We start from the raw sequence: 26,919 nt of genomic DNA, 5'->3' as shown, positions 1-26,919 counted from the left end.
AGGGGGTGGTTGTGTGATGCAGGTTTACCCTTCTAATCCCCATTCCCGAAGGCAGATCAAGAACTGAGCAGCGCAAATTCGCTATTATTTATCTGTTATCCTCCAGGCAACTTTTTTCCGGCGTAAGTGAAGTCTTTTATGCAGTATGTATTAGTATTTAACAGTGGTAGTTCCTCCTTTAAATTTTCCCTTTTCTCAACAGATTCCACAGCGGCCTTAGAACAAACGCCGTTGCTTAATGGTTTGGCTGAGCGGCTGAATACGCCAGAAGCGGCAATGCGGCTGGTAGCGGCAGATGGCTCCCGTCAGGATCTTAACTTTCCTGCCGATCACCAGAAGGCCATTGAGACTCTGGTTGAAAAAATGCCGGAGTTTGGCTTGAACTTCGCGGATGTTGCCGTCGTCGGTCATCGGGTCGTTCACGGCGGTGAGCGTTTTTCTGAATCTGTACTAATCTGCGATAAGGCCATGGAGGATATGCGCGCTTGTTCCGAGCTGGCTCCGCTACATAACCCTGCCAACATTCTGGGTATTGAGTTGATCCGGGAGCTCTACCCCGAACTGCCTCAGGTGGCGGTGTTCGATACGGCTTTCCATCAGACCTTGCCGCGTAAGGCGTTTTTGTATCCCATTCCCTATAGCCTATACCGCGATCATGGTATTCGCCGTTATGGTTTTCACGGGACCAGCCACCGCTATGTGTCGGAAACAGCTATTAAACAGCTGGAATTGTCGGAAGATGATAACCAGTTATTGGTCGCGCACCTGGGCAACGGTTGTAGTGCAACTGCTGTGGTGAATGGTAAGAGTGTCGATACGACTATGGGCTTAACACCGCTGGAAGGCTTGGTTATGGGGACTCGCTCCGGCGATGTAGACCCCAGTCTTCATCAGTATTTACAGGAAACTCTCGGTTGGTCGCTGAGTAAAATTACCGATATGCTCAATCGCGAATCCGGGCTGTTAGGGCTTTCCGAGCTGAGCAATGATATGCGTACGCTTTATACGGCGGCGGAAGATGAGGATCATGAAGGCGCTGCATTAGCGATTGAGGTTTTTTGTTTCCGTCTTGCAAGGCAGTTGGCAGCGCTGGCGACGTCTCTTACCCGCATCGATGCTTTGGTGTTTACTGGCGGAATCGGTGAGCACAATGCCAGTACTCGTACTCGCGTGTTGGAGCAATTAGCTATTTTTGGGTTTAATGTCGATTTGGATCGCAATGAGGTTAACGGCGAGACATTTGGTGGTGTGATTTCCTGTGAGGGCAGTACGGTAGCCATGGTGGTGAAAACCAATGAGGAGGCAATGATCGCCCGCGATGCGTTGCTATTAGTAGGAACTGGGGGCGGTCAATAATGCACAGCTTTTATTTGGCGCCCACAACTTCGGGTACAGGGCTTACTTCTGTCTGCTTGGGCCTGGTTCGGGCCTTGGATCAGCTGGGTGTACGCGTCAGCTTTTTTAAGCCTATCGCCCAAATTTATGGTTCCGACAGTGGGCCGGGGCGCTCCAATCAGCTTATTCGCGAAACGGTGGGATTGCAGTCCGGTAAATCTATCAGCCTTTCCTATGCTCAGCACAAAGTGTCTAAGGGGCAGTTCGATCAGCTGATGGAAGAAGTGATTACTAACTATCAGGCTTCGACCCTGGATTCGGATGTAGTGGTGGTGGAAGGACTGGTTCCCCGGCCAAATGAAGACTATATCGCACGGCTGAATCAACGTGTTGCTCGCACGCTCGGCAGCGATATTATTGTGGTTGCAGCAAAAAAACATTATTCATCGGCACAGCTGAATGAGCGCATCAATATCACTGCCAGCAAGTTTGGTGGTTTTGAAAACCCCCGTTTGTTGGGCTGTATTCTCAACAAGGTGGGGGCGCCGCCATCAGAGAGCCAGCGCGTGCAAACAGATGACCGCTTGGATAGCTGGGAGGTGCGTGAGCGCACCTTTGATGAGGTTAAGCGCAAGCTGCCGATCTTCAGCAATCCAGATTTTCGCTGTTTGGGGATTATTCACTGGAACCCCAACTTCGTCTCGCCGCGCACTTTGGATATCGCCAATCATTTGAATGCGAAAGTTATCCACAGCGGTCATATCGATCAGCGGCGCGTGCACTCTGTTGTACTGTGCGCCCGCACCGTACCGAATATGCTTTATGCTCTTAAGGCTGGCACCTTGGTGGTTACGCCGGGCGACCGCACCGATATTTTATTGGCTGCCGCCCAGACGGTTCTGAATGGTGTGCCGTTGGCCGGTATTCTGTTTACCGGTGATATGATTCCCGACGAGCGGGTGATGGCCCTCTGCATGGGAGCCATTAATACCGGTTTACCCATACTGGTTACCGAGTACGATTCTCTGGCGACGGTACAACAGCTCGATAGCATGAGCAACGAAGTTCCCGCTAACGATGTACCTCGTATGTTGGAAGTTATGGACGAAGTAGCCAGCTCCATTAATACTGAGTGGCTGGCAACTCGCGCGGCATTACCTCAGGATGTGCGCATGTCGCCACCGGCATTTCGCCATCACTTGGTGCGCCAAGCACAGATGGCAGACAAAAAAATTGTTCTGCCCGAAGGCGCCGAGCCGCGCACGATTCAGGCTGCGATTATCTGTACCGAGCGGAAAATTGCCCGCTGTGTGCTGTTGGGCAAACGTGAGCAGATTGTACAAGTAGCCGAAGCCCACGGCCTCGAGCTCCCCGATGACGTCGAGGTGCTGGACCCAGATGAAATTCGCCCTCGTTATATTGCACCCATGGTGGAGTTGCGCAAGCACAAGGGTGTTAGTCCTCCCCAGGCAGAAGCCCTGCTTGAAGATAAGGTTTTACTGGGCACTATGATGCTGGCCCAGGACGAGGTAGATGGTCTGGTCAGTGGTGCTATCCACACCACTGCCAATACTATTCGTCCTGCATTGCAGCTGATAAAAGCTAAGACCGACAGTCGCATGGTGTCGTCTATCTTTTTTATGCTAATGCCCGATCAAGTCCTGGTATACGGTGATTGTGCGGTAAACCCTAATCCCAATGCAGAAGACTTGGCTGATATCGCCATCCAGTCAGCTGAATCGGCGGTGGCCTTTGGCATCGAACCACGCGTTGCCATGATCAGCTATTCAACTGGAGTTTCCGGCACGGGCAGTGATGTGGATAAAGTGCGCGAAGCAACGGAAATTGCCCGCAAATTGCGCCCAGACCTGATTATTGATGGCCCTCTCCAATATGATGCGGCGGCGATCGCCAGTGTGGCGGCGTCGAAGGCGCCGAACAGCCCTGTGGCAGGAAGGGCGACAGTCTTTATATTCCCCGATCTCAATACCGGCAATACCACCTACAAGGCGGTACAGCGCAGCGCTAATGTTTTGAGTGTTGGCCCAGTGTTGCAGGGCTTGAAAAAACCCGTGAATGATTTGAGCCGCGGAGCATTAGTGGATGATATTGTTTACACTATTGCGCTTACGGCGATTCAGGCGGGTAATAACGACAAATCTCCCGTTACTTAACGCCTTAGCCACTGCAAATGATCAAACAGAGCTGGCATGATGCTGGCTCTGTCATAATAATAAAAACCTTTGGCTAGAGGGCGGCATTGATGTTTCCGATTCGCGATGACAACCCCCAGGTAAATAAACCCATAGCAATCTACGGTCTCATTGTGGCCAATGCGCTGGCCTGGTTTTTATTGCAGGGGTTTGGCTTCGGTGATCAACTGCATGCCTCTGTTTGCCAGTACGGCTTGATTCCCGCCGATCTATTTTCCGATGGTCTCTTGAACAGCACCGAAAAGGCCTGTCCTGGCAGTGGTGCTGGCTGGTCGGGCGTATTCAGCTCTATGTTTATGCACGGGAGCTGGATGCATATCCTCGGTAATATGTGGTTCCTTTGGGTGTTTGGCGATAACGTAGAGGATTCCATGGGTTCGGTACGTTTTGTTATTTTTTACGTGCTTTGCGGGGTGTGTGCAGCGGCGGCGCAGGTTATCGCCGACCCCGGTTCCGCTATTCCGATGGTGGGTGCCTCTGGTGCTATTGGCGGGGTAATGGGGGCTTACATTATGCTGTTCCCTCGCGTAAAAGTTCATATGGCGGTGGTCTTGATCATTATTTTTACCACTTTCCGTGTACCGGCTGTGGCCATGCTTGGCTACTGGATTGTGGTGCAGTTACTGGGCGCGTTCTCGTCAATGGGGGCAACCGGTGGTGGCGTTGCTTTCTGGGCGCATGTTGGCGGATTCCTCGGTGGCGCGGCGCTGGTATGGGTGTTTAAAGACGATGAGTTGTTATTGAACCATCCTTTCCACGGCTGGAAGGAAACCCGAAGTGCGGCCGATATCTGGAACGATCCATCTAACCGACAGTAAGTTGGCTGACTATTTATGCAAACGCTCCCCGTACCCCAGCCGGATTCCTTGCGACGGCATCCTCTTGTTTGGTTGGTGATTATTGTTTCCTGCGTACCCTATCTGTTGCTTACCGCCCAAAACCTTGCGGCTATCTCGAGTTGGTTTTTGCCGCTGACTGGCCGGGAACTGTTGAATAATGTCGCGTTCTGGCAGTTGTGGACACCCACATTTGTGCACTACACGCTGGTTCACTTATTAACCAATGTCTATTTGTGGTGGTTGTTTGCCAGCAGAATTGAAGCCGAATCGCGTATCGAGTTGGCGCTAGTCTTTTTACTGATTGCCGCATCCTCCAATGCCTGCCAATGGTGGTTTTATGGCCCGCAATTTGGAGGGCTTTCTGGTGTGGTCTATGGCCTGTTAAGCTATTGCTGGTTGCAGGCAGCGTTGGGACGTCGGGCGGCCTACCGTATTGATGGAACCTTTACGTTGGTATTGCTCGCGCTTATTCCGCTCGCGGCAACCGGCATGTTCGGAAAATTTTCCGATGCGGCTCACATAAGCGGCTTGTTTTCGGGTGCAGTGTTGGCTGGGTTTGTTTTGCTGTTTAGAAAATACAAAAAACTGAATAAAGAGAACCGTATATGTTAAAACTGCGCCCCTTGTATCGGAACGATCTTCACGCGGTTATTCGAATGATCGATTCCCATGATGAAGATGATGCAGAAGCGGCAGAAGCCGATTATGAAGATTCCGGATTTGACGACCAGTTTGTTTTAGAGGTGGACGAGAAAGTCGTCGGTGTTACCGGCTTCAGGCGAGTACCTGCAACGGAAAATACCGCATGGTTATCCTGGACCTACGTTAATGCTGAACAGTGTGGCAAAGGCTATGGCAAGGCTATAATGACCGATCTTCTGGATAAACTGCGTTCAGAAAATACGCGCAAAGTATTTGTGAAAGTCTCAAACTATGAAGATCCTGAAGACGGTAAAATATACGAACGCGCGCTAAAATTGTACCAGTCTCTGGGGTTTGAGTTGGAAGTCACCAACATAGATTTTTATGATAAGGGTGAAGACCAACTGATTTTAGGTAAAACCATCGAGCCGATAGATGCTGAGTTTAGCGGGGAAGTGGCTGGGGAGGGCGTGCAGGATGAAAAGGCGGTTATCCGTTTTAATGGTCTGTACGAAATTGCCGAATCGGAAGGTGCCTACACTTTTTCCTGGCTTGTGAAGGAGAAAAAGGGCTTATTTGGCAAGCGCAGTTTTTCCGTAGAGGATCTGCTGCTCGGCTTACGGTCTGTAAAAGGTGAGGGGGGCCGAAAGGTTTTTATAACCTTTCCATCGAACCTACCACTAATTCATCAGCCACTGCAGGCGGCGGGATTCAAATATGTAGGGAGTCTGAGCAATTATTACGAGCCGGGCGTAGATGAAATGCATTTTTCACATGATTTAAGTAATATCTGATCCTGGGATCTCAAATACCAATAAGGAAACAATAATGAAGAGTTTTTTAGTAAAGTATGGCCTTGTTGCGGTTGCTCTTGGTGGCTTCTACCTGTACAGCAGCTTCAACTCCGATGGTTTAAGTTCCGTCGATGAAGAGATTGATCTGAACGCCGTGCTCGATGTTACGATTGATACGTTGTATTCCTACCAGGAATCAATCGAAGGGCAGGAGAACGATGATCCCGATGCGGCAATGCTGGGCTTTTCTGAAGTTCTGGCTGACAGCTACAATACCTCCGAGCCTGCACTGTTCAAAACCGCCCTGGGCGTTGAGCCAAGATCAGATGCTTCTCTATTGGCCTATGAAGATACCAATGGCAATCGCATGATGGATGAAAGTGAAGCTGGTATTTTCTTAATTGAAATTGATGGAGAGCGTTCACGGATTATTGCCTCCAGCCGCAGCGGTGCTGTAAACGATCACCACTTCAGTGGCACAGGGCTACTTACCGGCTACCTGATTGGCAGTATGCTCAGCCGTCAGCGCATGGCAGGGGTCTCGTCTGATTCTCTGGCCAAAAAACAGCCCGTTACTGCTCGGGCAGCCGCTAAAGCCAGAGCGGGTTCCGGCAGCCACTCCAAAGGCAAGTAATTCGCTAGCGCTATGTCTTAGCGTTGTTTTTTTTTCCAGCTTTTCGTCTTCCTACGAAAAGCTGGATTGCCTTTTCTGCCCTATAAAGTCCTGTATTTATGTCCTCCAAACCCGTTATTGATAGTGAATCCCTGAGTGGAAAACAGACTGGTGTCTTGCTCTTTTCCATTCTGATTGTTGCCCTCTGCGGTATTGTGTACGAGCTGATCATTGGAACTATTTCCAGCTATTTACTGGGTAATAGTGTGTACCAGTTTTCCCTCACCATTGGCTTTTTTATGTTTGCCATGGGGCTGGGCTCGCTCGTATCCAAATATTTTAGTGATCAGTATGTACGCAATTTTATCTTAGTGGAAATTGTGATTGCCTTTGTGGGTGGTATTAGCAGCGTGTTGCTGTTTATGGCATTTCCCTATGCGCGAGTTTTGTATGAATTGACGATGTACAGCCTCATTTTGATTATCGGCGCACTTGTCGGTATGGAAATTCCAATTCTTACCACGCTGTTAGCGCGCAATAGACAACTCAAAGAATCAATTGCCGATGTTATGTCGCTGGACTATGTCGGCGCGCTGATCGGCTCGGTATCGTTTCCACTGTTGCTGCTGCCGTCGCTGGGCTTGATTCAGTCCTCGTTTGCTATTGGCTTAATTAATATTTTGGTTGCCATCGCCAATGTGCTGGTCTTTCGTCATCACCTGCCAAACTTTAAGCGCATGCTGGAACTGTGCTTGCTCATTCTGGCGCTGTTGATCGGTTTTATTTTGTACGGTGCTTACATTACGCGCTTTGCAGAAAAGCATTTATATTTCGATCAGGTAATTTATACCAAGCAAACGCCCTATCAAAAGCTCGTGGTTACCCGCTCAACCAATACCCGTGAGCAGCGGTTATATATCGATGGGCATATCCAGTTTTCCTCGCGCGACGAATATCGCTACCACGAATACCTTGTCCATCCCGTTTTATCGCTTCCCGGCGAGCGTAAGAATGTGCTTATTCTGGGGGGGGGAGATGGCTTGGCCGCGCGGGAGGCTTTAAAGTATCCCGATGTCGAGCGGCTGCACCTAGTGGATATCGACCCGGAAATGCTGCGTATAGCCCGTGAGCTGCCTATGTTGCAAAGGCTAAACGAGAAAAGCCTTTCTGCAGATCGCTTAACGGCTTTTAGTGAGGATGCCTTCAGCTTTATTAATCAGCCGGGTATTGCCTACGATCGGGTGATTATCGATATGCCCGATCCACACAACGAAGCGATCAATAAGCTCTATTCTCGAGAATTTTATACCATGATAGAGCGGCGCATGGCGCCGGGGGCGGTGCTGGTTACACAGAGCTCATCGCCGTTTTATACGCGGCAGACCTTCTGGTGCATTGAAGAAACCCTGGCCAATGTGTTTAACGATACACTCAGCTACCACACGGCTTTACCCTCTTTTGGTATCTGGGGTTACAATATGGCGCGCAAGGGAGGGACTATTCCGCGGGAATTTGTCTTTGATATTCCAACCAAGGCCATCACCACCGAGACCATGCTGGCTGCATTACAGTTTGATAAGGATATGGCGAAAGTCGCAACGCCAGTGAACTCGATTATGGAGCCTAAGTTATATCAGCTCTATATCAGTGATTTACGCCGGTAAGACCACCTTACTCGGCTGCAGAGCCGTCTCCGGGGAGGCTTTTCACTCTTTGCCCCGCAGAATCTCCTTTATTTCGGCCTTCTCTGGCATAAAAGCCTCCTTCAGATACTCCACGGCCTTTTCTGGCTGGGCATTGCCACACATAAAAATATCAAAAGCGGCATAGTCGCGCTCGGGCCAAGTGTGAACGCTAATATGCGATTCGGCTAACAGAGCGACACCGGTAACACCGCCGCCTTGTGAGAACTTATGGAGATGAATATGCAGTAGCACCGCTCCGGCAACCTTGGCTGCCTGGGTGAGCCCTAATTCCAGCTTGTGGGTGTCATTCAAAAATTGTGCGCCCCAGAAATCGACAATATAGTGTCTGCCGGCAATATCCGAAGTCGAGGCTTCGTTGCTAGTGGTGTCGATGGTAAAGCTCTGGCTGGTGGTTATATCAATCACGGGTAAGGCTTTAAAGGGCTCGTTACTATTTTTATCGGCGCTCATGCTTAAGCGAAGTTCCTTTGTAGGGGCGGACGACAATTTACCAAACGGGGGTGGCAATAACCACCGAAAGCACGGTTTGTTGCTGTTGGCTTGGCTCTGCAGAGGGGTATAGAAGCATCTATAGCGGCGCCGAGTAATTGCGTTTTATCAAAAAAAGTGGGTAAGAGAGCCCTGGAAAGGGGCACTGATACCATTTTGATTCCCATTAATAGCGCTATTTATGATAAGTTGCGACGATTTTTCTGCCCAAGAAAACACTCCAGACCAGAGTTTCCCTGGGTTTGGCAGTTAAACCGGCTGCTTTTGCCGGTGCCTGCCACGAAATTGGGGTCAATACAAGGCCTGAAAATGCCGACAGAAGTGCGTAAAATGAGGCAATTTTCCGCCATGTGGTTGGGACGGGTTTAGGTCCGTGCCCCCAGGATAAATAGCAACACAACGAGATTAAATATGAATCATCACAACTCCCTGCAACAGGGGCTCTATCACCCCGACTTCGAACACGATGCCTGTGGCATCGGCTTTGTGGCAAACCTCAAAGGGCGTAAATCCCATGAGATTGTGACAAATGCGCTGACGATGCTGACGTGCATGGAGCACCGTGGTGGTACGGGATACGATGTAAATAGTGGTGATGGTGCCGGTATTCTGATTCAAATCCCTCACGATTTCTTTGCAGAAGAAGCCAGCAAGCTGGGTTTTGAGCTGCCTGCAGTGGGCGACTACGGTGTCGGCATGCTGTTTTTCCCGCCGAATGAAACCCATGCTCAGCAGAGCCGCGATATTTTAGAGGCCAATATTCATAAACTGGGCCTGACAATATTGGGTTACCGCGATGTACCTGGCGACAATTCTAGCCTGGGTTACGCCGCACGCGAAACCGAGCCCGTCATAAAACAGTTATTTATTGCTAAACCCGAAGGCTTGAGCCAGGAAGAGTTTCAGCGCAAGCTCTACGTCCTGCGCAAGGCCACCGGTCACACGATAAACCTGCAGGTAGACTGCGAAAAAGATGAATTTTATGTGGTGTCCCTGTCCAACCGTACCATTGTGTACAAGGGCCAGTTCACCACGGAACAGGTGCGCAAGTATTACAACGATTTGCGCAATCCCAAGTTGCAGTCGGCTCTTGCCATGTTCCACAGCCGCTTCTCTACCAATACCTTCCCGGCGTGGCGTCGTGCCCAGCCGTTCCGTTTCCTGTCTCACAACGGTGAAATCAATACCGTTAAGGGCAATGTGAACTGGATGGTTGCCCGTCAGGCGCTGTTTGAGTCTGTGGCTTTTTCCCAAGAAGAGTTGGAGTTGTTACACCCCATCTGCAACCGGGAAACGTCTGATTCCGCCAACCTGGATTTGGTCATTGAACTGTTAGTGCTGAGCGGCCGCCCGCTGGCGCAAGTCATGATGATGGTGATCCCCGAAGCCTGGCAATCCCAGGACAATATGGACCCGGTGAAGCGCGCGTTCTACGAATACTACGCCAACGTGATGGAGCCTTGGGATGGCCCTGCATCGGTAAGCTTTACCGACGGCCAGGTTATCGGCGCCACGCTCGACCGCAATGGTCTGCGGCCCTCACGTTATCTGGTTACCAACGACGATATGGTGGTAATGGGCTCAGAAACCGGCGCACTGTGTATCGATCCCGAGACTGTCGTGAAGAAAGGCCGCTTGCAGCCCGGTAAAATTTTTATTGCCGATCTGAACGAAGGCCGCATTATCAGCGACGATGAAGTGAAAGCTGATATCTGCGCACGTCAACCCTACGGTGAGTGGCTGGCCAAGAACAAACTGGAGCTGGACAAGTTACCGCTACCAGAGGAGGCGCTGGCGCAATCTAGCCTGGCTAACCTGCGACTGCAGCAGAAGGCCTTTGGCTACAGCTACGAAGACCTGAACCTGATTCTTAAGCAGATGGTCGAAACCGGCAAAGAGCCGCTGGGAGCCATGGGTGCCGATAACCCCTTGGCGGTAATGTCTGATCGTCCTCAGCATTTATCCAACTACTTTAAGCAGTTGTTTGCCCAGGTGACCAACCCACCAATCGACCCCATCCGTGAAGAGATGGTGATGTCGCTGCGAACCTATGTGGGAGCTTCCCGCAACCTGCTGAGTGAAACGCCCGAGCACTGCCGCAAGGTGGAAATTGACCAGCCTGTTCTCAGCAACGATCAACTGCTAAAGCTTAAGCATATCGATCAGGAACACTTGCAAGCCAAAACCCTCGATACCCTGTTCCACGCAAGTGGCGCAGCAGGGGAAATGGAGAAAGCGCTGGATCAACTGTGCCGCTATGCGAAAGATGCGGTAAATGATGGCTACTCCCTCTTAATCCTGAGTGACCGCAACGTCGATACCGACCACGCGGCCATTCCTTCGCTGCTGGCTACGGCGGCGGTACACCACTCTCTAATTCGCGAAGGTCTGCGGGCAAAAGCCGAGATTATCGTGGAGTCCGGCGATGTGCGTGAAACCCACCACTTCGCCACACTAATTGGCTACGGCGCCGCAGCGGTTAACCCCTATGTCGCCATCGAAACCCTGAACGAGATGCGCAACGAAGGTTCTCTGGACGAGCTGTTGAGCGATGCAGAAGTGTTCAAGCGCTACACCAAAGCCGTTAACAGTGGCCTGCTGAAGATCTTCTCGAAAATGGGTATATCCACCTTGCAGAGCTACCAGGGCGCACAGATTTTCGAAGCGTTGGGAATTAACAGCACTGTCGTTGATAAATACTTCACGGCCACCATCAGCCGTATTCAGGGAATTGGCCTGGATGAAATAGCGAAAGAGACACTGGCCAAACATCGCGAAGGCTTCCCCGCCGCAAACCGCATACTTGTCGACGATCTGTTGAACAGTGGCGGCGACTACGCCTGGCGTCACGATGGTGAGCGACACCTGTTCAACCCAACAACCATTCGTCTGCTGCAACACGCTTCTGCCAACAACGACTACGCACAGTTTAAAGAATACACCCAGGAAGTGGACGAGCAGTCCAGCGCGGCCTACACACTGCGCGGCTTACTGAACATAAAATCTGATCGCTCCTCCATTCCGTTGGAAGAAGTTGAACCGGCAGAGGCTATATTCAAACGTTTCGCAACGGGAGCCATGAGCTTTGGCTCGATCTCCTGGGAGGCGCACACCACACTGGCGAAAGCCATGAACCGCATCGGCGGTAAGAGTAACAGCGGTGAAGGTGGTGAAGACCCCATTCGCTTTAAGCCCGATGACAATGGCGATTCCATGCTCAGCCGCATTAAGCAGGTGGCATCAGGTCGTTTTGGCGTAACCAGCCACTACCTGGCTAACTGTGACGAAATTCAGATCAAAATGGCCCAGGGCGCCAAGCCCGGTGAAGGCGGTCAGCTGCCAGGCCACAAGGTTGATGCCTGGATTGGTCGCACCCGTGGATCAACTCCCGGTGTTGGACTGATTTCGCCACCGCCGCACCACGATATTTATTCTATCGAAGATCTCGCACAGCTGATCTACGACCTGAAAAACGCCAACCGCGATGCGCGTATTAACGTTAAGCTGGTATCCGAAGCGGGCGTTGGCACCATTGCCGCCGGTGTCTGTAAGGGTTATGCCGACGTTGTGCTAATCGCCGGCTTCGACGGCGGTACCGGTGCATCGCCACTCAGCTCCATTAAGCATGCGGGTCTGCCCTGGGAATTAGGGCTGGCCGAAACGCACCAGACACTGGTTGCCAACCGTTTGCGCAGCCGTATTACCGTGCAGGCCGATGGCCAGATGAAAACACCGCGCGACCTCGCTGTTGCCACCTTGTTGGGTGCAGAAGAGTGGGGTGTGGCCACGGCCGCCCTGGTGGTTGAAGGCTGTACCATGATGCGCAAGTGTCACCTGAATACCTGCCCAGTAGGGATCGCCACGCAGAACAAAGAGCTGCGTAAGCGCTACAACGGTAAAGTTGAGAACGTTGTGAACTTCTTCACCATGATGACCGAAGGTCTGCGTGAAATCATGGCCGAGATGGGCTTCCGCACCATCAACGAAATGGTGGGACAAGCTCAGTGTCTGGAAATGAGAGATGATCTCGAGCACTGGAAACTAAACCATCTGGACTTGAGCCCAGTTCTACAGAAGCAAGACGCCTACGAAGGCGATACCCTCTTCTGCAGCGTGAAACAGAAGCACCTGATCAACGATATTGTTGACCGAGCCTTAATTCGCGATGCTCAACTGGCGCTGGAAAATGGTGAGCGGATTCGTCTGGAGAAGAATATCGTCAATACCGACCGTACAGTCGGCACCATGATCTCCAACGAAATCAGTAAAGCCTACGGGGCAGAAGGTTTGCCCCACGGCACTATCGATGTGAAATTCAACGGTTCTGCAGGCCAGAGTTTTGGTGCGTTCTCGGCTAAAGGTTTGCGTTTTGAGCTGGAAGGTGATGCCAACGACTACTTCGGTAAAGGCTTGTCTGGCGCCGAGCTGGTGGTTTACCCACCGAAGGTTTCACCCTTCAAACCACGTGAAAATATACTGATCGGCAACGTCGCCTTCTTCGGCGCAACCAGTGGTAAAGCTTTCGTTCGCGGTATAGCGGGCGAGCGATTCTGTGTGCGTAACTCCGGGGTTACCACAGTTGTAGAGGGTGTGGGCGATCACGCGTGTGAATATATGACCGGCGGTATGGCGATTATTCTCGGTGCAACCGGGCGCAACTTCGCAGCGGGTATGAGTGGCGGTGAGGCTTGGGTGTTAGACGTAGACGGCGATTTTGCCGGCAAGTGCAACATGGAAATGGTGCAGCTGGAAAAAGCAGAAGATGCTGAAGACATTGCCCAGCTGAAAGCCTTAATTACAGAACACCAGCAAAAAACCGGGTCCGATGTAGCGGAAGAGCTGCTGGCAGACTGGGATGCTTCCCTGGCGAAATTTGTAAAAGTAATGCCAGTGGATTACAAGCGCATGCAAAGTTATATGAAAGAGGCTCGCTCAAGTGGTGAGTACGATAATGAACAGAAAGTTGCCGAAGCTGCCTTTGATATGCATCTGGCAAGTTTGGCTAAGTAAAGGGGAGCGAAATAATGGGTAATCCAACAGGTTTTTTAAAAGTAGGCCGCGCTCTACCTGCAGACAGAGATCCAAAACAGCGTCTGGTTGATTGGCAGGAAGTCCACGAGCACATGCCCGAAGAAGAACTGCGTCAGCAGGCTTCCCGCTGCATGGACTGCGGTGTTCCGTTTTGCCAGAGCGGTAACAGTCTTTATGCACCGCGCGTTGCGGGCTGCCCCGTCAACAACTTAATTCCCGAGTGGAATGATCTTGTCTACCAGGGGCGCTGGAAAGAGGCCGTGCAGCGTTTGCACAAAACCAACAACTTTCCCGAGTTTACCGGTCGCGTGTGTCCGGCACCTTGTGAGGGTTCTTGTGTGCTGGGTATCAACGCACCGGCGGTCACCATCAAACATCACGAATACGCCATTATCGAGCGCGCGTTTGCAGAGGGCTGGGTTACCGCCGAGCCCCCCGCTAGCCGCACCGGTAAAACCGTCGCGGTGGTTGGTTCTGGCCCTGCGGGCTTAGCCGCTGCCGCGCAACTGAATCGCGCGGGCCATCTGGTTACCGTATACGAGCGTGCCGATCGCATTGGTGGTTTGCTGATGTACGGCATCCCCAATATGAAACTGGAAAAACAGTATGTAGAGCGCCGTGTAAATCTATTGGCTGAAGAAGGCATTACCTTTGTCACCGATACCGAAATTGGCAAAGATATTTCAGCCAAGGATCTGCATAACGATTTCGATGCTGTTGTTCTCGCGACTGGTGCGACCAAGCCGCGCGATCTGCCGGTAGCGGGCCGAGAATTAACTGGTGTGCATTTTGCGATGGATTTCCTTAGCAAAAATACTAAGAGCTTGCTGGACAGCAATCTCGAAGATGGTCAGTTTATTAGTGCCAAAGATAAAAGCGTTGTCATTATCGGTGGTGGTGATACCGGTACCGACTGTGTCGCAACCTCCTTGCGCCACGGCTGCAAACACGTGACGCAGCTGGAAATTATGCCGCGCCCATTCGAGCAGCGCGCCGAGAACAACCCCTGGCCTGAATGGCCAAAAACGCTGCTGGTGGACTACGGTCAAACCGAAGCGATTGCCGTACAGGGCGACGACCCCCGTCACTATCAAGTTATGACCAAGAAAATCGAAGACGATGGCGCAGGCAATGTTAAAGCCGTGCACACCGTTCAGATCGAATGGGTACAGGATAACGAAGGGCGAATGGTTCCCAGCGAACTGGTCGGCACCGAAAAAGTTTACGAAGCCGATCTGGTATTTCTTGCCATGGGCTTCTTGGGGCCAGAAGAAAAAATTCTGCAAGACCTGAATGTAGAGCAGGACCCGCGCAGCAACGCCAAAGCCGAATACGATAAATTCGCCACCAGTGTTGAAGGCGTATATGCCTGTGGCGACGCACGCAGAGGGCAAAGCCTTATTGTCTGGGCCATTGACGAAGGCCGTCGCGCGGCAAGAGAAGTGGACAAATTTTTAATGGGCGAAAGCTACCTGCCCTAGCCAGCTCAGCAAATAGTAAAACCAATCTCCCGCAGGTACGCGCTTGCGGGGGATTTTTTTTGCGCGAAGATCGAGCGGGAAAATCAGTTTTGTTGCACTATCACTTGATAGTCCAGGCCTTTAGTTATTTTCTGTTAGAACAAACCTTAACCCTAAAGCTGCGAAATACCCGACAAAAATTCTTTGAATAATATTCCATTTTTAAACGCCTCGGTATTCGTCAATATAACGTTACAAGGCGCCTACTCATTATGGATAGCACAAGAATATTAGGTGGTGTTGGCGTGCGGCTACAGTATGTCTATAGAGGAGAATAAAATGGATGGCGAATCTAATTTATTCTCAAGTTAATAGCAGGCGGCTGAAGACGCTATCTGGATTGTAAGCGCTGTACCAATATAGTGTTGGACTCAATGGAGCTTAGTGGGAACGAGTTCCTGTAGTATCTCCAATACACTGTCGGAATAGCCGATAAGGAGATCAACCTGTTGTTGTATTTTTTGAGGGGTTTCATTGTGATTCACCCCGTGAAATAGTTTGATCCCTGTGCTGTGTACTTTGGGGTGAATATCATTGACTAATTCAAGAAAACGAGGGTGATTTCGTAGATCCTTTCCTTGGTCTGATGCCAGAAATATACCCAGCCTACATTGTGTGTGATCTTTTAGCTCATTTTTATGCAGTGTGTTTTGCTTAAACAAAGCAAAACGAATAACTTTATCCACCCATACAATATGATCACTCATTGATAACCGGAGGAGGGCGTCAAGTTTTTTCGCCTGAAAAAATGTCAGCGCTTCGTGCTGAAAATTTCTAACTTGTTCAACCCCTTTGAATAGCTCTTTGAAAATATGGGAAGAATTATCGATATTATCAGAAATTCTTTGGGCATCGCGGGCCATTTCCTGGGCGACGGAAGATTGCTCTGTGGCGGCCGATGAAATTTGGTTGGTAGCATCTACGTTTTCAGTCGCGGCTTTTTCACTATCCGAAACGGTGCTAATTAATTGGCGTCGCTCTGTGTGCGAATCCTCAAGTACGTCCATGGTTACATGTATAATTTGATCGATATCTCGAGCGCCATTAATAACGCCAGAAACAATAGATTCTATTTCTTTGGTAGCTTCGGCACTGCGTTGAGCAAGCCCCCGGACCTCATCGGCCACAACCGAGAATCCGCGTCCGTGTTCTCCTGCCCTGGCAGCTTCGATGGCGGCGTTTAATGCAAGTAAGTTGGTTTGGTCGGCAATTTCGTTAACGGCGCTTGTTAGTTTGATAATGGCGTTGGTTTTTTCAACGAAATCCTGTGCGTGACCGCCCATTTTTTTTATCGATGTTTCGATCGCATCTATTTTTCCTAATAGTCCCGCTAGCGAATCACGGCCGCGGCTGGTTTCCTCTAGGGAATGCTGGGCTCGCTCCAATACTTGGAGGCCTAAGGTTTCGATCTGCTGGGCCGTGAGCGACATTTCTTCAACGGCACTGGCCAATTGCATGGAATCACGAGCCATATTGTCCAGTTTTCTATTAAATTGGAGACCGTCTTGCCCGAAACGGGAAATCGTGCGAGTGGTAGAAACGGTGCTTTCCAGAATATTAAGTAACGAATGATCACTATCCCGTGCAATTAAAAACGGTTGTAGCCATCGAGGAGCCTCGTTTAGCTCGATATCGCCTTCCAGTGTACGCTTTAGCCAATATGTAACGCTGGATTCCCTCAAGAACATGGTTGATTACCTAGATTAAGATTCGAATTGCGACGTTTTGTGGGGTGTTAAAACAATAGTCTTGTTTAGCTTAGCACAGGGCCTGATAAGTGGAGCTTTAACCTGCGTGTCGTTTGCTTGTGCGTGGCGCGCATTGGCACAAATGTTCGAGGGCTTGGGCTGATGTAGGCTTCACCACTGGTCGAAAAGCTGGATGTTGGCAAAGAGTAACGCGGGTGCAAAAGCGAGCACTAATATCGACAGCTTGGTTGAGACAGCCAAAGCAAATAAGCATGAACCCATGCGAATGCCTAAAGCACATTATTATTTTCAGTAGTTGACGGCTAACATTCGTAGAACAGCTATTCGCTGCAAAACACTAGCATCCTCCTTTTATATTCCCGTGCTTCGCTAAAGGTAAGTCGTTAGAGAGCAACTAACCAATCTACCTGCACAAGTACACCCTATCGCAACTACGCGTATTTAATCGCACCATAAATTTTACCTCCCATTACGCTCAACCGTTCCACGCTTTCCGGCGTCTATTTTCGAAATTACGAGAAATAGCCTTGGTAATAAAGCGCTAGGTCTTTAAATTTCTCGGAAGGTATCGGGCAGTGAGTTAATTGGTGTGTGTTTTTGGATGTCTTTAGGAAAAATATCAAGAGCAAACTTAAATTCAGTTTGTTAGCGTCAAAGATAAAAGCGAGACCTTATTGTTGGTGATATCGCTGCTGCTAGTTTAATGTGCCTTTTTTATTCGTCGAGTTTATGGGCCAGTGCTAGATATAAAGCAACCCCGTCAGGTGGCTGGGTTAGTAATAGATTATAAATACCCTGGTATAGTTAACGATAACATCGCTACATATTGAACGCGAGATACAGGTTTGTCCATTTTCGTTGCCCCGGTCAGCGTTGACACTTTCGCAGATAGCGACGTGCCAGCCATACCCGTTGCACCATTCGTCTGAGGTATTACTGGTGCATACATTCACAACACCACCATCACCATCCTGACTTCCACAGGCCGTTATGCCAATACAGGTTTCGATGTTTTCCCATCCCCATCCAGTGTTTGTAAATTCACACAGTGGTCGAGCATACTCTTGGTACCATATGACACATATTGGTACAGGCTTGGCGGTCCGAGCTACTAGAAGAGCTGGAGCTGCTAGACGAGCTTGATGACGGCGTCGTGCAGGTAGGGCAAGCCGTACGAACGACGCCACCTTCACTTGGATCTTCACCGCTTGTTCGCCCAACTGATATTGTTATTGTCAAAGAAGTTTAGCCAGGTTGTGGTTTCGTCTTCGCAGGCGCCGTCATCACCCGATGACAAACCAAACTCTGTTGAGAATATCGCCGCGCCCTGAGATAAAGCGACACTCACTTTGTCGCGCAGAGACTGTCCGTGGGTGCAGACGTAGAAGTGAATGGCGTAGGTCAGCGGATCTGCTGCTGCGGTATCGACATCCTGGCTCCAAGTCGGTGTGCCGACAATAACCAGCCCGTCGGGGTCTATATTTCGAATAGCCGGTATCACGGGCTCAGCGTAGCGTTTAACGTTATCGCTCCAGGAGGCCTCGTTAGGTTCGTTGATATTGCTGTCTTTCCTTTTTCCGTACTCAGGTAATGTAAACGTCCCTGATTGAAGTGCCTCAGTGGATGCCAGCTACAGCATTGGTCGAGGCGATTAAAAGGTCTTCTTTTTGCTGTTGGCAAAGTCGATCTCGAAAAAAACGTGTTCCTTGTAAATAAGCTAAGGCAGGTCTTTTTTGGCGTATTTAAATATTTTTTTGGGTTTTTTATTTGCAAGTTTTCATCCGAAAGTCAACGCAATAATGGCTAAGCAGTTTTATTTCGATAATCCATAAAATGAAATCCAGTTTCTTTACGTCTCCGTGTTGGTTGATGTCACTCTAATAACAGACTGTTAAAGAACTTGCCTGGGTTGTTGGTGCTGTACAACAATAGGGTTGGAGTCAGCCGTTATTTTTTTGTTTTCAATAGAAGCATTTGTTAAGTGTGTAACAATTAAAATGATGGTTGTGTGGTTATCGATTAAGGTCGTCTAAAGCATCACGGTTAACATATTAACCGTGTTTGTTGGTTGTCCTTTGGCTGCAACTAAAGTGCTAGCAGTTATCGAAAGTCTCAATTAAATTGTGTCGGTCATTTAAGGCCAATAGGGTTGGCCTGTTGTCATAAGCTTCTCTTCAAAGCGTGCTAGTATTCGCCAGGTTTAAAATTAAGTGGTTTTCTAGGAGAAGACAAAAATGAAATTTATATTAGCGGTAATAAGCTTAATGGTTTTGGTAGGCTGTGCCGGTAACAGGAAGGAGCAATCTATAGAGGTGCTTTCTATTTGTTCAGAGGGGGTGTGTGTGCCTGCTCAGCGAGACTATTCTCAAGAGCAAATGTTTATGAATTTAGAGGCGTTTATTAAGGCCAACGAGGGCCTAGACACTCCCATTTGTGTTGCCAGCCCAGATAGCAAAATCTGTAGCAAAGAGAAAGTATGTTACCTTGTAATGGGTGGGCTTATTCCGGGAAGTGGTTGTGCTAAAAGCCTAACATTCTCAAATGTGGCCGCTACTGAATCGGCCAGCATCGAGTTCGAAACCACCATGCCGTTAAGCTTTATTGGCACTAAGGTAAGTTGCGGTAGCGCGGTAAGCCGTTTTAGTGTCAATTCTATTAACGAAGTTACCTTAGAGTTGGATGCCTATCATTGTAGCTGGATGGTGATTGGGCAGATGCAAGCGACCTTTAGCTTTAGGGTTGAATCGATAGACATTGATAAGGGTGTGCTAGGCGGCTACTGGAAGCATGGTGTAACCGGTACAGGAAATGGTCGTGGTACAGGTTACGCACTTTTAACTTTTCGGAACAATATAGACTGGACGAAATCTTCTACCACCGAGTTATAACAGCGACGGTTTTCGGCGCAACAAAATACCCGCCTTATACCGTGCGCTTAGGGTCACCTCGGCGCGCGTTCTATACCGTGAGGCGAGCGGCAGTTGTTTTTGCTTGCTGTTATTCGTGCTTTCGTTCCGCAAAACAATTGGCCCTAAAGCGCCAGATCTTTATATCGCTTGGAAGGTGTCGGGTTGTGGCTTAAATGATGTGTGTTTTGCGTGCTATGTCGTCAGCAAAAAAAACAAGAGTTTGCTGGACAGCAATCTTGACGATGGTCACTGTGTTAACGTCAACGATAAATACGGGGTGATGGGGGGCTGATATCGGTACCGATTGCGTTGCAATATTAACCCGGCAATATTGATTACCGGGTTAATGCGGCGCATCCCAGCACCGTCTTGTTTCTTTCTGAGTGCTTCCTTAATACGGCTATTTGGCTGGATACGCTCCTACCGTAGTGGCCGCTTCTTTTTTGCTCCAGCCAAGGTGTTTGCGTACTTCCGCTGGCATACTTACCTGCTTGGATGTCGGAATGTTTTGTAACAGTTTAAAGCGGCGAATATCCGGCGCGACGAAGGTGCTGTGGGTATCGCCGTCCAGTTGTTGCCCCTGTAGTTCGAACGCAGGGACCTTCGCCTGGAATGCCGTCAGCGATGTAACGTTTGTTACGCAGCCTTCAGCGTTGGGGTCTGCCCAGCTTAGTAGTGGTTTTTCAGCGGCCTTGTAGGGGGTGCTTGGGCGTATATAGGTATTGCCGTTAAGCGTGCTCAGCGCAGGCTTGTTCAGCTTTTCGCAGAGATCCTGCGGTTGTTCTACACGCAGTAAAGGCCCAAAACCGGCATCTGTCGCTACCAGCAGGTTGTTCATAAAGATATGTCCTTCGCGCTCTTCCACGCCGGGGCCAGTCGCCGGGTGCCAGTCGAAGTGGTCGCCCTGCGCGCTACGTTTATCGCGTTTAAAATCTGCCATGCTATTCACGTAGGTGTTGTTGTAAATATGCGCATCGGCAGAGTTTAAAATCCATGAGCCTTGCCGGTTGTTAACGAACACGTTACCGGCCACTGTTACTCCGCGCGAGATTTCAAAAAAGAAGCCGGTGTCTGTGCCTTCAACATAGTTATTGATAAACACGCCATTGCGGTTGCCCACGTCGTACCACACGCCTTTGGACGAGGGGTGATCCAATATCAGGTTATCCCGTATCAACACATTGTGGGTTTGGTTGATAATTTTCACGGCGGAAACATAGTAGCCGGTAATTCTCTCAATATCGTTCCGACGAATAATGTTGCGCTCCAAGAGCACATCTGAAGAACCGATAACGTAAATACCCTCGGTGCCGGTATCGCTGATTAATGAATTGCGAATCACCAGACCATCGCCACGGAAATAACCGGCGACACGACCAACAAAAGAGATCGTTACATTGTCGAGAAGTGTGCCGATCACCTCTTTACCATAGGTAGACGGGTCCGCTATGCCAATGGGCTCATCAACAGGTTCTTCCAGGTGTGTGAAATGCCGCTTGCCTTCTATAGCCAACGCGGTCCAGGCGTACTGGGTGAACATGATACCGCGGATTTTGGGGCCTATTTTATCGGCGGTTTTGCCGTGTATCTCGGAGGTCGTACGCGTCAGAGCGGTGTCGTGGGTGGTGATTTCCACCGTGTGGCCTGCGGGATCAGCACCGATATAAACGGCCTGTTGCTGATAATTGATGTAGTAAGTGTTTGCGCTCAGCTCATCAACGCTTCCTGCGGATTGCAGGTATTTACCGTCGATAAACACCATATCATTGTTGAAACGGTGCAGTGGCGTGCGATCTATGTTGCGCGCTTGTCGCCACCAGGCCATGGGCTTTGATGGAAACAGCTGGGCCCAGGAAGTGCGCCATACGTTGTCGCCCACGGCTTCCCAGTCGGTAGCGATTTCCGTGCCTTTTAGAATTGGCTTTTCATCAGCATAGGGCTGCAGGGCAATTCCCTGGTTCAGTACCATGCTACCGGTGCGATAAACCCCTCCGCGCAGGATAATTGCATCTCCCGACACAACTCGCGCGATGGCCGACTCAAGAGTGGTGGGGGCATTCAAAGCCGTTCCCGCCGCACTCGCGCTGCCATTAGGTGCAACAAAATAGATGTTGTTCGCCTTCGGGATTTCGTAATTCTGATTAATTGGCCCATAAGGCCCGCCAGAAGGTTGTGCGTGTGCCGTAAATGCGAGTACCGCCGGGAGCAATAGCAAGCCAATGAGGTACCTATGTACCGAGAAGGAAGGAAGTAGAGTCATGGCAATTTCCTGTTTTTTAATGTTTATTGGGGGTAACAGTCATTATGACTATAATAGTATGTTTTGGGGCAAGATAACTTAAAAAAGCGCCGGGCTTAAACGAAAGGCCATGTTTCGAGGGGCGCGGGGCTAGATCTTGCTCTGTGCTCGAGATAGATGCTGCTAGTTTCCACGGTCGTCCTTGAGGATTTATGCCGTTAGCGTCAGCCCCGATTGCCTGTTGACGCAAAAAGCTTCGAACAGACTACCGAACCTGCCCCGTCCTGGAGCTGGGTGGACCCGTCCTGGAGCTGGGTGGACCCTTCCTGGAGCTGGGTGGACCCTTCCTGGAGCTGGGTGACCCCTTCCTGGAGCTGGGTGACCCCTTCCTGGAGCCGGGTGACCCCTTCCTGGAGCCGGGTGACCCTTCCTGGAGCTGGGTGACCCTTCCTGGAGCTGGGTGACCCTTCCTGGAGCTGGGTGACCCTTCCTGGAGCTAGGTGACCCTTCCTGGAGCTGGGTGACCCCTTCCTGGAGCTGGGTGACCCTTTCCTGGAGCTGGGTGACCCTTCCTGGAGCCGGGTGACCCTTCCTGGAGCTAGGGGGAGCGCAACGTTAACGAGAGACTATAAGCAAAATAGCAATCCTTGGCGGATGCTGAGCGTGTTTATTTTCGCCGCGAGCCGTGTCGATGGAGCGGTAAGTACAAGAAGGTGTTTTTAACGTGCGCTAGATGCGAACGAAGGGCATTAAGTGGGCGTTAGTTGAGAGGTGGGCGCTACAACAAGGCTGCGCAGTTACAAATCCTCGGGCTTCGTTTGTAGGCTGTTGCTTAGTCCCACGGTTTTCCGTGGGAGTTTATCCATCACTTTGTCGCGCCTCAATGGCGTTCCCGCGCCGGAGGGTAGGAACGTGTAAGTCGCAGGCCTTAGCTTTGCGAAGGGTCGTCCGTGGGCTCTACTTCGGTGACTACTTTTTGGGTAAGTTTAACGCGACCTGCTTTGACTAGGGCTTCCCGTAGAACAAATTCTATTTGGGCGTTAACACTGCGAATATCATCATCAGCCCAGCGCTGCATGGCGGCAAGCACGGCTGGGTTGATGCGTAGGGGAAAGGCTTTTTTAGAAGACACAGAGAACCTTTACGTTTGAATTACCGGTACAACGACCCGGTGTTTATCACCGGCTGCGTTGCTTTGTCGCCGCAAAGTACCACGAGCAAATTGCTCACCATGGTTGCTTTGCGCTCTTCATCAAGTTCAATAATTTCTTTTTCCGCCAGTTTGTCGAGCGCAGCTTCTACCATCCCAACAGCCCCTTCAACGATTTTGTGGCGCGCGGCAACAATGGCCGAAGCTTGTTGCCGCTGAAGCATTGCGCTGGCAATTTCCGGTGCGTATGCCAGGTGGCTAATACGCGCTTCCAGGACTTCTACCCCCGCTTTACCCAGCCGCTCTTGAACCTCCTGCTTTAAAATAACGGCAATTTCATTGCTGTTTCCACGCAGGGAGATTTCATGCTCTTCGTAGTCATCATAGGGGTAGCTGGTGGCCATATTACGAATGGCGGCTTCTGTTTGAATAGCCACATAGCCTTCGTAATTATCCACCTCAAATACGGCTTCCGCCGCGTCGACAACTTTCCACACCACGACGGACGCTATTTCGATAGGGTTGCCGCCTAAATCGTTCACTTTAATCTGACCGCTTTCGAAATTGCGTACTCTCAATGATACGCGGCTCTTGCTGTAGAGCGGGTTCGCCCAGCGCAATCCATTAACTTTATCTGTGCCCACGTATTTACCAAACAGCTGCAATACCCGGCCTTCGTTAGGCGCAACCATATAAAACCCGGCCCAACAGACAAGCAACGGCACCAGCAGAAGACCGGCGACGATTTTTATTGGCACGGGCCCGATAAACAAAGCACTAAACAGCGCCAATAGCGCCAATAGCAGGGCAATAAAAGCACTGTAACCTGAAGATGTCCTTGCACGGATTTCTGTAATCATGATTGTTTCCCTTTGCTGTATCTATGAGTTGAGCTCTGCTCGTCGGATCGTTACCGCGAGCGAGTCATTTAGACATCATTGTGATATCACTTAAGATACTCGGGTGTTTATGTCTTGGCAAGGGATTTCACCAGGGTAACGAGCTGAATTATTCGGGCATTTGAAAGCTGTCGGTAGTCTAAGTAGGGGGATACCACCAGCCGAAACTGGCGATTGACAGCGAAATAATTATCCAGCCATGTGAGAGGCACATCCAGCGACAAATCCGATGCGTATGTTTTGCCAGCAATAATATGGATGCCAGGGCTTTGTAAGTTTGGCGGCGAGAACAGCAACGCTTCGCGGCAATCTGCCTGAAATAATTGCCGGTCTCTAAAGGCCTGCCACGACGGCTGCGAGTACTGTTCGCCCCGCAATTCAACGATAAACTTTGCGCAAACATTAAAAGCTTTACGCCAGTGATTGCTGGTTCTAGCTGTAATAGCCGCCACCTCTCCCGGGGCAAGTACCTGCAATTGATCTAGCTGTGGGTAGTGATCAATAGGCGGTCGATTCGCGATATAAATCGCGAGGTCAAAATTCTTTGGGCCAAACCCAACATGCGGCTGTTTCATTTTTATGGCTAACCAAGGTTTATCTGGAAAAGTTAGATGTGGGGATTAACTATTTAATAATACCGAGATGTAGGGGCAAGTCTATGATTTCTGTTGGCCGAAAAAGGTTAACGAGACGGCTATTTTAGTGTAGGTGGCTTGTAGAGATCATTCCTCAGTACATATAAGCGCAGACATTCATCGCAAACGCTTCGGCTAAAAAGAGAATAGGGTCTGCAATTTCCCCTTTAACTATACGGTCTAAACGCGCGTCCTGTTTGGATCTGTATTCATGTTTGTGGTGGTTGTCTCGAATACTCTCTACGCCAGAAAGAATTTCATTTAAATAAGTATTAGGGGTTAAGCAAAGGAAATTGGTCTAACACCGAAGGTAGGCTATTGGATTTTTCGATCTGGTTAAAAAGGAGACCTCCTACCTATACAACATTTTAGCCTCTACTCATAAAAAATATATAACGATTAAAAACATTTATGAGCGCCATTTGAAGATTTTAAATTAGTGCAACGCTCTTTAGCTATTAGTTTTTATTTTCTGTGTTTGCATTTGTATTTTCTGAGTAGGGTTAATTGTTTTAACATCTAAATGCAAGGAAAATAATAATGAAATTGAAAACTGTCTATATGGCTCTATCCCTGTTTCTAGGGTGCCTAACTCTGGGAAGCTCGTATGCGGGCGTCGGTGCAGGTAACGGCATCGCGGGCGTAAACTGGGCCGACGGGCGCGATAATTTTGTGGATGGATGGGTTATTCCATCGGGCCTCGACGCGAGTGACAGCTATGCGACTACTGCGGCTAAAGCAGACTCTATTATTTCTGAGTTTCAACGTAATATGCCGGGTGTAAATGCGGTTCGCTTGCCTATTAATGAACCGAGTGTTTTGGAGAGTTGGTGGGGTTCTTATAAGGCTGCGATCGATACCGCGAGTGACAATAACGTTAAAGTCATTCTTGGGTATTGGGAAAAAAGTTCCACCAAAGATGGAAGGATTGATAACGCCGCACAGTTTTGGCAAATGTGGACGCAGGTGGTTAGTGATTACCAAAATAACTCAAATGTATATTTCGAGGTTATGAATGAGCCTTTTGGTTATTCTTCCTCTGAATTATCAGCGCTATATTCCGACTGGCTGTCCACTTATTCAAGTGTACCTCGCAGTCGTGTTTTACTAGGTGGAACGGGTTATTCTGAAAACGTGATTTCAATCGGTTCTGACAGCCAGTTTGATGGTTGTTTATTGTCGCTGCATAACTATGCGTTTTGGAACAATTCACGCACAAGCGAATCGGAGTGGGAATCTGACTGGCGCAGTCGTATTGGTATGTATGGAAGTCGAACCGTTGTGACCGAGTATGGTGCGCCTATGACGACGGGTCTCGATTACGCAAATTCGGCTAGCTCTTCTGAATCTACAGAGAACCAGGCTTACATTGCATATATTAGAGCTTCTAACAGTGTGTTTAGCGCCGATAATATAGCGAGCGTATACTGGCCTGGATTACGTGATGGGGACAGTTACAGTATTCAGGAGCGTGGCGGTAGTGGAACAAATATTACCTTAAATACTACAAACGAATCCGGCCTGGAGCAAATTAGATGTGGTTGGGGTGAGATGGAATGTGGCGGCGGTAACGCTAGTGGCACTTACTATCGTTTGGTCAACCGAAACAGCAATAAGGACCTTGATGTAAACGGAGGCTCAACATCTGACGGTGCGAGTGTGCTGCAGTGGGAATGGAATGGTGGGAATAACCAACAGTGGGAAATTATTAGCGTTGGCGGGAATTACAATAAGATTAAGAACCGAAATAGCGGTAAGTTACTCGATGTAAATGGTGGGTCGAGTAGTGACGGTGCAAACGTAATCCAATGGCCGGATAATGGAAGTGAAAACCAGCACTGGCAATTAATAGATGTTGGTGGATCTTATTATCAGTTGGTGAATCGTTTAAGCGGAAAGGCTCTTGATGTTAGCGGTGGTTTAGTCGAAAACGGTGCTAATGTTGTTCAGTGGTCTGACAATAACGGCACAAATCAACAATGGCAGTTGATTCCACAGTAAGTCCAAATACACATAAAAGTGGTTCCCTGCATTTGAGCAGACTATTGTAGTTTATACGTGATGTGGTCACTGCTTAAAAGAGTGGTTGGGCGAGGTTATTACTCGCCCTTTTCCCTTTTTTTACTCAACAAACCCTGTTAATAATTCTGAGTAACTATTTGGTTTGAGTTTAATTTTTCATGCAACTATCGAGCT

Annotated in this window: 18 protein-coding genes and 1 pseudogene; 11 read left to right on the top strand and 8 right to left on the bottom strand. The window is 49.6% G+C overall.

The annotated features are described in order from the left end of the window. Positions 1 to 138 precede the first annotated feature (138 nt). The 7 genes from H5715_RS12105 to H5715_RS12075 all read left to right on the top strand — a co-directional run bounded on the left by H5715_RS12105 (position 139) and on the right by H5715_RS12075 (position 8,100). Entirely contained in the window at positions 139 to 1,356 is a 1,218-nt protein-coding gene (locus H5715_RS12105) for an acetate/propionate family kinase (RefSeq protein ID WP_075187791.1), read from the top strand. Then, entirely contained in the window at positions 1,356 to 3,509 is a 2,154-nt protein-coding gene (gene pta / locus H5715_RS12100; RefSeq protein WP_075187790.1) for a phosphate acetyltransferase, read from the top strand. The genes H5715_RS12105 and pta overlap by 1 nt, the downstream gene beginning before the upstream one ends. An 89-nt stretch (positions 3,510 to 3,598) precedes the next feature. After that, positions 3,599 to 4,366, top strand: coding sequence for a rhomboid family intramembrane serine protease (locus tag H5715_RS12095; protein ID WP_075187789.1), 768 nt, complete (start codon positions 3,599 to 3,601; stop codon positions 4,364 to 4,366). Between the two features lie 15 nt (positions 4,367 to 4,381). Further along, positions 4,382 to 4,999, top strand: coding sequence for a rhomboid family intramembrane serine protease (locus tag H5715_RS12090; RefSeq protein ID WP_075187788.1), 618 nt, complete (start codon positions 4,382 to 4,384; stop codon positions 4,997 to 4,999). Beyond that, entirely contained in the window at positions 4,993 to 5,823 is an 831-nt protein-coding gene (locus H5715_RS12085; protein ID WP_075187787.1) for a GNAT family N-acetyltransferase, read from the top strand. The genes H5715_RS12090 and H5715_RS12085 overlap by 7 nt, the downstream gene beginning before the upstream one ends. Positions 5,824 to 5,857: 34 nt before the next feature. Continuing rightward, positions 5,858 to 6,457 (top strand): hypothetical protein, encoded by a 600-nt coding sequence (locus H5715_RS12080; protein WP_075187786.1) that lies wholly within the window; start codon positions 5,858 to 5,860, stop codon positions 6,455 to 6,457. 98 nt (positions 6,458 to 6,555) lie between these two features. Continuing rightward, complete coding sequence (locus H5715_RS12075; RefSeq protein WP_075187785.1) at positions 6,556 to 8,100, top strand: polyamine aminopropyltransferase; 1,545 nt, start codon at positions 6,556 to 6,558, stop codon at positions 8,098 to 8,100. 42 nt (positions 8,101 to 8,142) lie between these two features. Here the strand turns inward: H5715_RS12075 and speD are convergent, their stop codons facing one another. Beyond that, entirely contained in the window at positions 8,143 to 8,592 is a 450-nt protein-coding gene (speD, locus tag H5715_RS12070; protein ID WP_139309924.1) for an adenosylmethionine decarboxylase, read from the bottom strand. 450 nt (positions 8,593 to 9,042) lie between these two features. Between speD and gltB the strand changes: the two genes are divergently transcribed. Together gltB and H5715_RS12060 are read left to right on the top strand one after the other, a co-directional pair. Beyond that, positions 9,043 to 13,641, top strand: coding sequence for a glutamate synthase large subunit (gene gltB, locus H5715_RS12065; protein ID WP_075187784.1), 4,599 nt, complete (start codon positions 9,043 to 9,045; stop codon positions 13,639 to 13,641). A gap of 14 nt (positions 13,642 to 13,655) precedes the next feature. Next, complete coding sequence (locus H5715_RS12060) at positions 13,656 to 15,143, top strand: glutamate synthase subunit beta (protein ID WP_075187783.1); 1,488 nt, start codon at positions 13,656 to 13,658, stop codon at positions 15,141 to 15,143. A gap of 410 nt (positions 15,144 to 15,553) precedes the next feature. Here the strand turns inward: H5715_RS12060 and H5715_RS12055 are convergent, their stop codons facing one another. Both H5715_RS12055 and H5715_RS12050 read right to left on the bottom strand, forming a co-directional pair. Then, positions 15,554 to 16,870 (bottom strand): methyl-accepting chemotaxis protein, encoded by a 1,317-nt coding sequence (locus H5715_RS12055; RefSeq protein ID WP_075187782.1) that lies wholly within the window; start codon positions 16,868 to 16,870, stop codon positions 15,554 to 15,556. Between the two features lie 1,222 nt (positions 16,871 to 18,092). Beyond that, positions 18,093 to 18,449 (bottom strand): cellulase family glycosylhydrolase, encoded by a 357-nt coding sequence (locus H5715_RS12050; protein WP_281388213.1) that lies wholly within the window; start codon positions 18,447 to 18,449, stop codon positions 18,093 to 18,095. 676 nt (positions 18,450 to 19,125) lie between these two features. On the opposite strand from H5715_RS12050, the gene H5715_RS12045 reads away from it, so the two are divergent. After that, positions 19,126 to 19,779, top strand: coding sequence for a hypothetical protein (locus H5715_RS12045; RefSeq protein ID WP_075187780.1), 654 nt, complete (start codon positions 19,126 to 19,128; stop codon positions 19,777 to 19,779). 421 nt (positions 19,780 to 20,200) lie between these two features. Here the strand turns inward: H5715_RS12045 and H5715_RS12040 are convergent, their stop codons facing one another. From H5715_RS12040 to H5715_RS12020, 5 genes and pseudogenes are all read right to left on the bottom strand, one after another. Further along, on the bottom strand, positions 20,201 to 22,060 hold the full coding sequence (locus H5715_RS12040; RefSeq protein ID WP_075187778.1) for a right-handed parallel beta-helix repeat-containing protein: 1,860 nt from the start codon (positions 22,058 to 22,060) through the stop codon (positions 20,201 to 20,203). Between the two features lie 203 nt (positions 22,061 to 22,263). Beyond that, positions 22,264 to 22,449: pseudogene (locus H5715_RS20590) on the bottom strand (hypothetical protein); the annotation flags it as partial. A 518-nt stretch (positions 22,450 to 22,967) separates the two neighbouring features. Further along, positions 22,968 to 23,171, bottom strand: a complete 204-nt coding sequence (locus H5715_RS12030; protein ID WP_075187777.1) for a type II toxin-antitoxin system antitoxin — start codon at positions 23,169 to 23,171, stop codon at positions 22,968 to 22,970. A 20-nt stretch (positions 23,172 to 23,191) separates the two neighbouring features. After that, positions 23,192 to 24,049 (bottom strand): SPFH domain-containing protein, encoded by an 858-nt coding sequence (locus tag H5715_RS12025; RefSeq protein WP_075187776.1) that lies wholly within the window; start codon positions 24,047 to 24,049, stop codon positions 23,192 to 23,194. Between the two features lie 107 nt (positions 24,050 to 24,156). Further along, positions 24,157 to 24,663: a DUF6942 family protein gene (locus H5715_RS12020; protein WP_075187775.1), complete on the bottom strand. Its 507-nt coding sequence runs from the start codon at positions 24,661 to 24,663 to the stop codon at positions 24,157 to 24,159. A 600-nt stretch (positions 24,664 to 25,263) separates the two neighbouring features. On the opposite strand from H5715_RS12020, the gene H5715_RS12015 reads away from it, so the two are divergent. Beyond that, entirely contained in the window at positions 25,264 to 26,724 is a 1,461-nt protein-coding gene (locus tag H5715_RS12015; protein ID WP_075187774.1) for an RICIN domain-containing protein, read from the top strand. Positions 26,725 to 26,919 lie beyond the last annotated feature (195 nt).

Source organism: Teredinibacter haidensis, assembly GCF_014211975.1.
GTDB classification, from domain to species: Bacteria; Pseudomonadota; Gammaproteobacteria; order Pseudomonadales; family Cellvibrionaceae; genus Teredinibacter; species Teredinibacter haidensis.
The sequence above is the reverse complement of the archived record's forward strand: the minus strand, read 5'-3'. Positions and strand labels throughout refer to the sequence as shown.

Coding starts and splice junctions, on each gene's coding strand:
- H5715_RS12025 (WP_075187776.1), bottom strand. CDS start 24,049: ATGATTACAGAAATCCGTGCAAGGACATCTTCAGGTTACAGTGCTTTT.
- H5715_RS12105 (WP_075187791.1), top strand. CDS start 139: ATGCAGTATGTATTAGTATTTAACAGTGGTAGTTCCTCCTTTAAATTT.
- H5715_RS12045 (WP_075187780.1), top strand. CDS start 19,126: ATGAAATTTATATTAGCGGTAATAAGCTTAATGGTTTTGGTAGGCTGT.
- H5715_RS12040 (WP_075187778.1), bottom strand. CDS start 22,060: ATGACTCTACTTCCTTCCTTCTCGGTACATAGGTACCTCATTGGCTTG.
- H5715_RS12080 (WP_075187786.1), top strand. CDS start 5,858: ATGAAGAGTTTTTTAGTAAAGTATGGCCTTGTTGCGGTTGCTCTTGGT.
- H5715_RS12020 (WP_075187775.1), bottom strand. CDS start 24,663: ATGAAACAGCCGCATGTTGGGTTTGGCCCAAAGAATTTTGACCTCGCG.
- H5715_RS12085 (WP_075187787.1), top strand. CDS start 4,993: ATGTTAAAACTGCGCCCCTTGTATCGGAACGATCTTCACGCGGTTATT.
- pta (WP_075187790.1), top strand. CDS start 1,356: ATGCACAGCTTTTATTTGGCGCCCACAACTTCGGGTACAGGGCTTACT.
- H5715_RS12090 (WP_075187788.1), top strand. CDS start 4,382: ATGCAAACGCTCCCCGTACCCCAGCCGGATTCCTTGCGACGGCATCCT.
- H5715_RS12060 (WP_075187783.1), top strand. CDS start 13,656: ATGGGTAATCCAACAGGTTTTTTAAAAGTAGGCCGCGCTCTACCTGCA.
- H5715_RS12015 (WP_075187774.1), top strand. CDS start 25,264: ATGAAATTGAAAACTGTCTATATGGCTCTATCCCTGTTTCTAGGGTGC.
- H5715_RS12075 (WP_075187785.1), top strand. CDS start 6,556: ATGTCCTCCAAACCCGTTATTGATAGTGAATCCCTGAGTGGAAAACAG.
- H5715_RS12095 (WP_075187789.1), top strand. CDS start 3,599: ATGTTTCCGATTCGCGATGACAACCCCCAGGTAAATAAACCCATAGCA.
- speD (WP_139309924.1), bottom strand. CDS start 8,592: ATGAGCGCCGATAAAAATAGTAACGAGCCCTTTAAAGCCTTACCCGTG.
- gltB (WP_075187784.1), top strand. CDS start 9,043: ATGAATCATCACAACTCCCTGCAACAGGGGCTCTATCACCCCGACTTC.
- H5715_RS12055 (WP_075187782.1), bottom strand. CDS start 16,870: ATGTTCTTGAGGGAATCCAGCGTTACATATTGGCTAAAGCGTACACTG.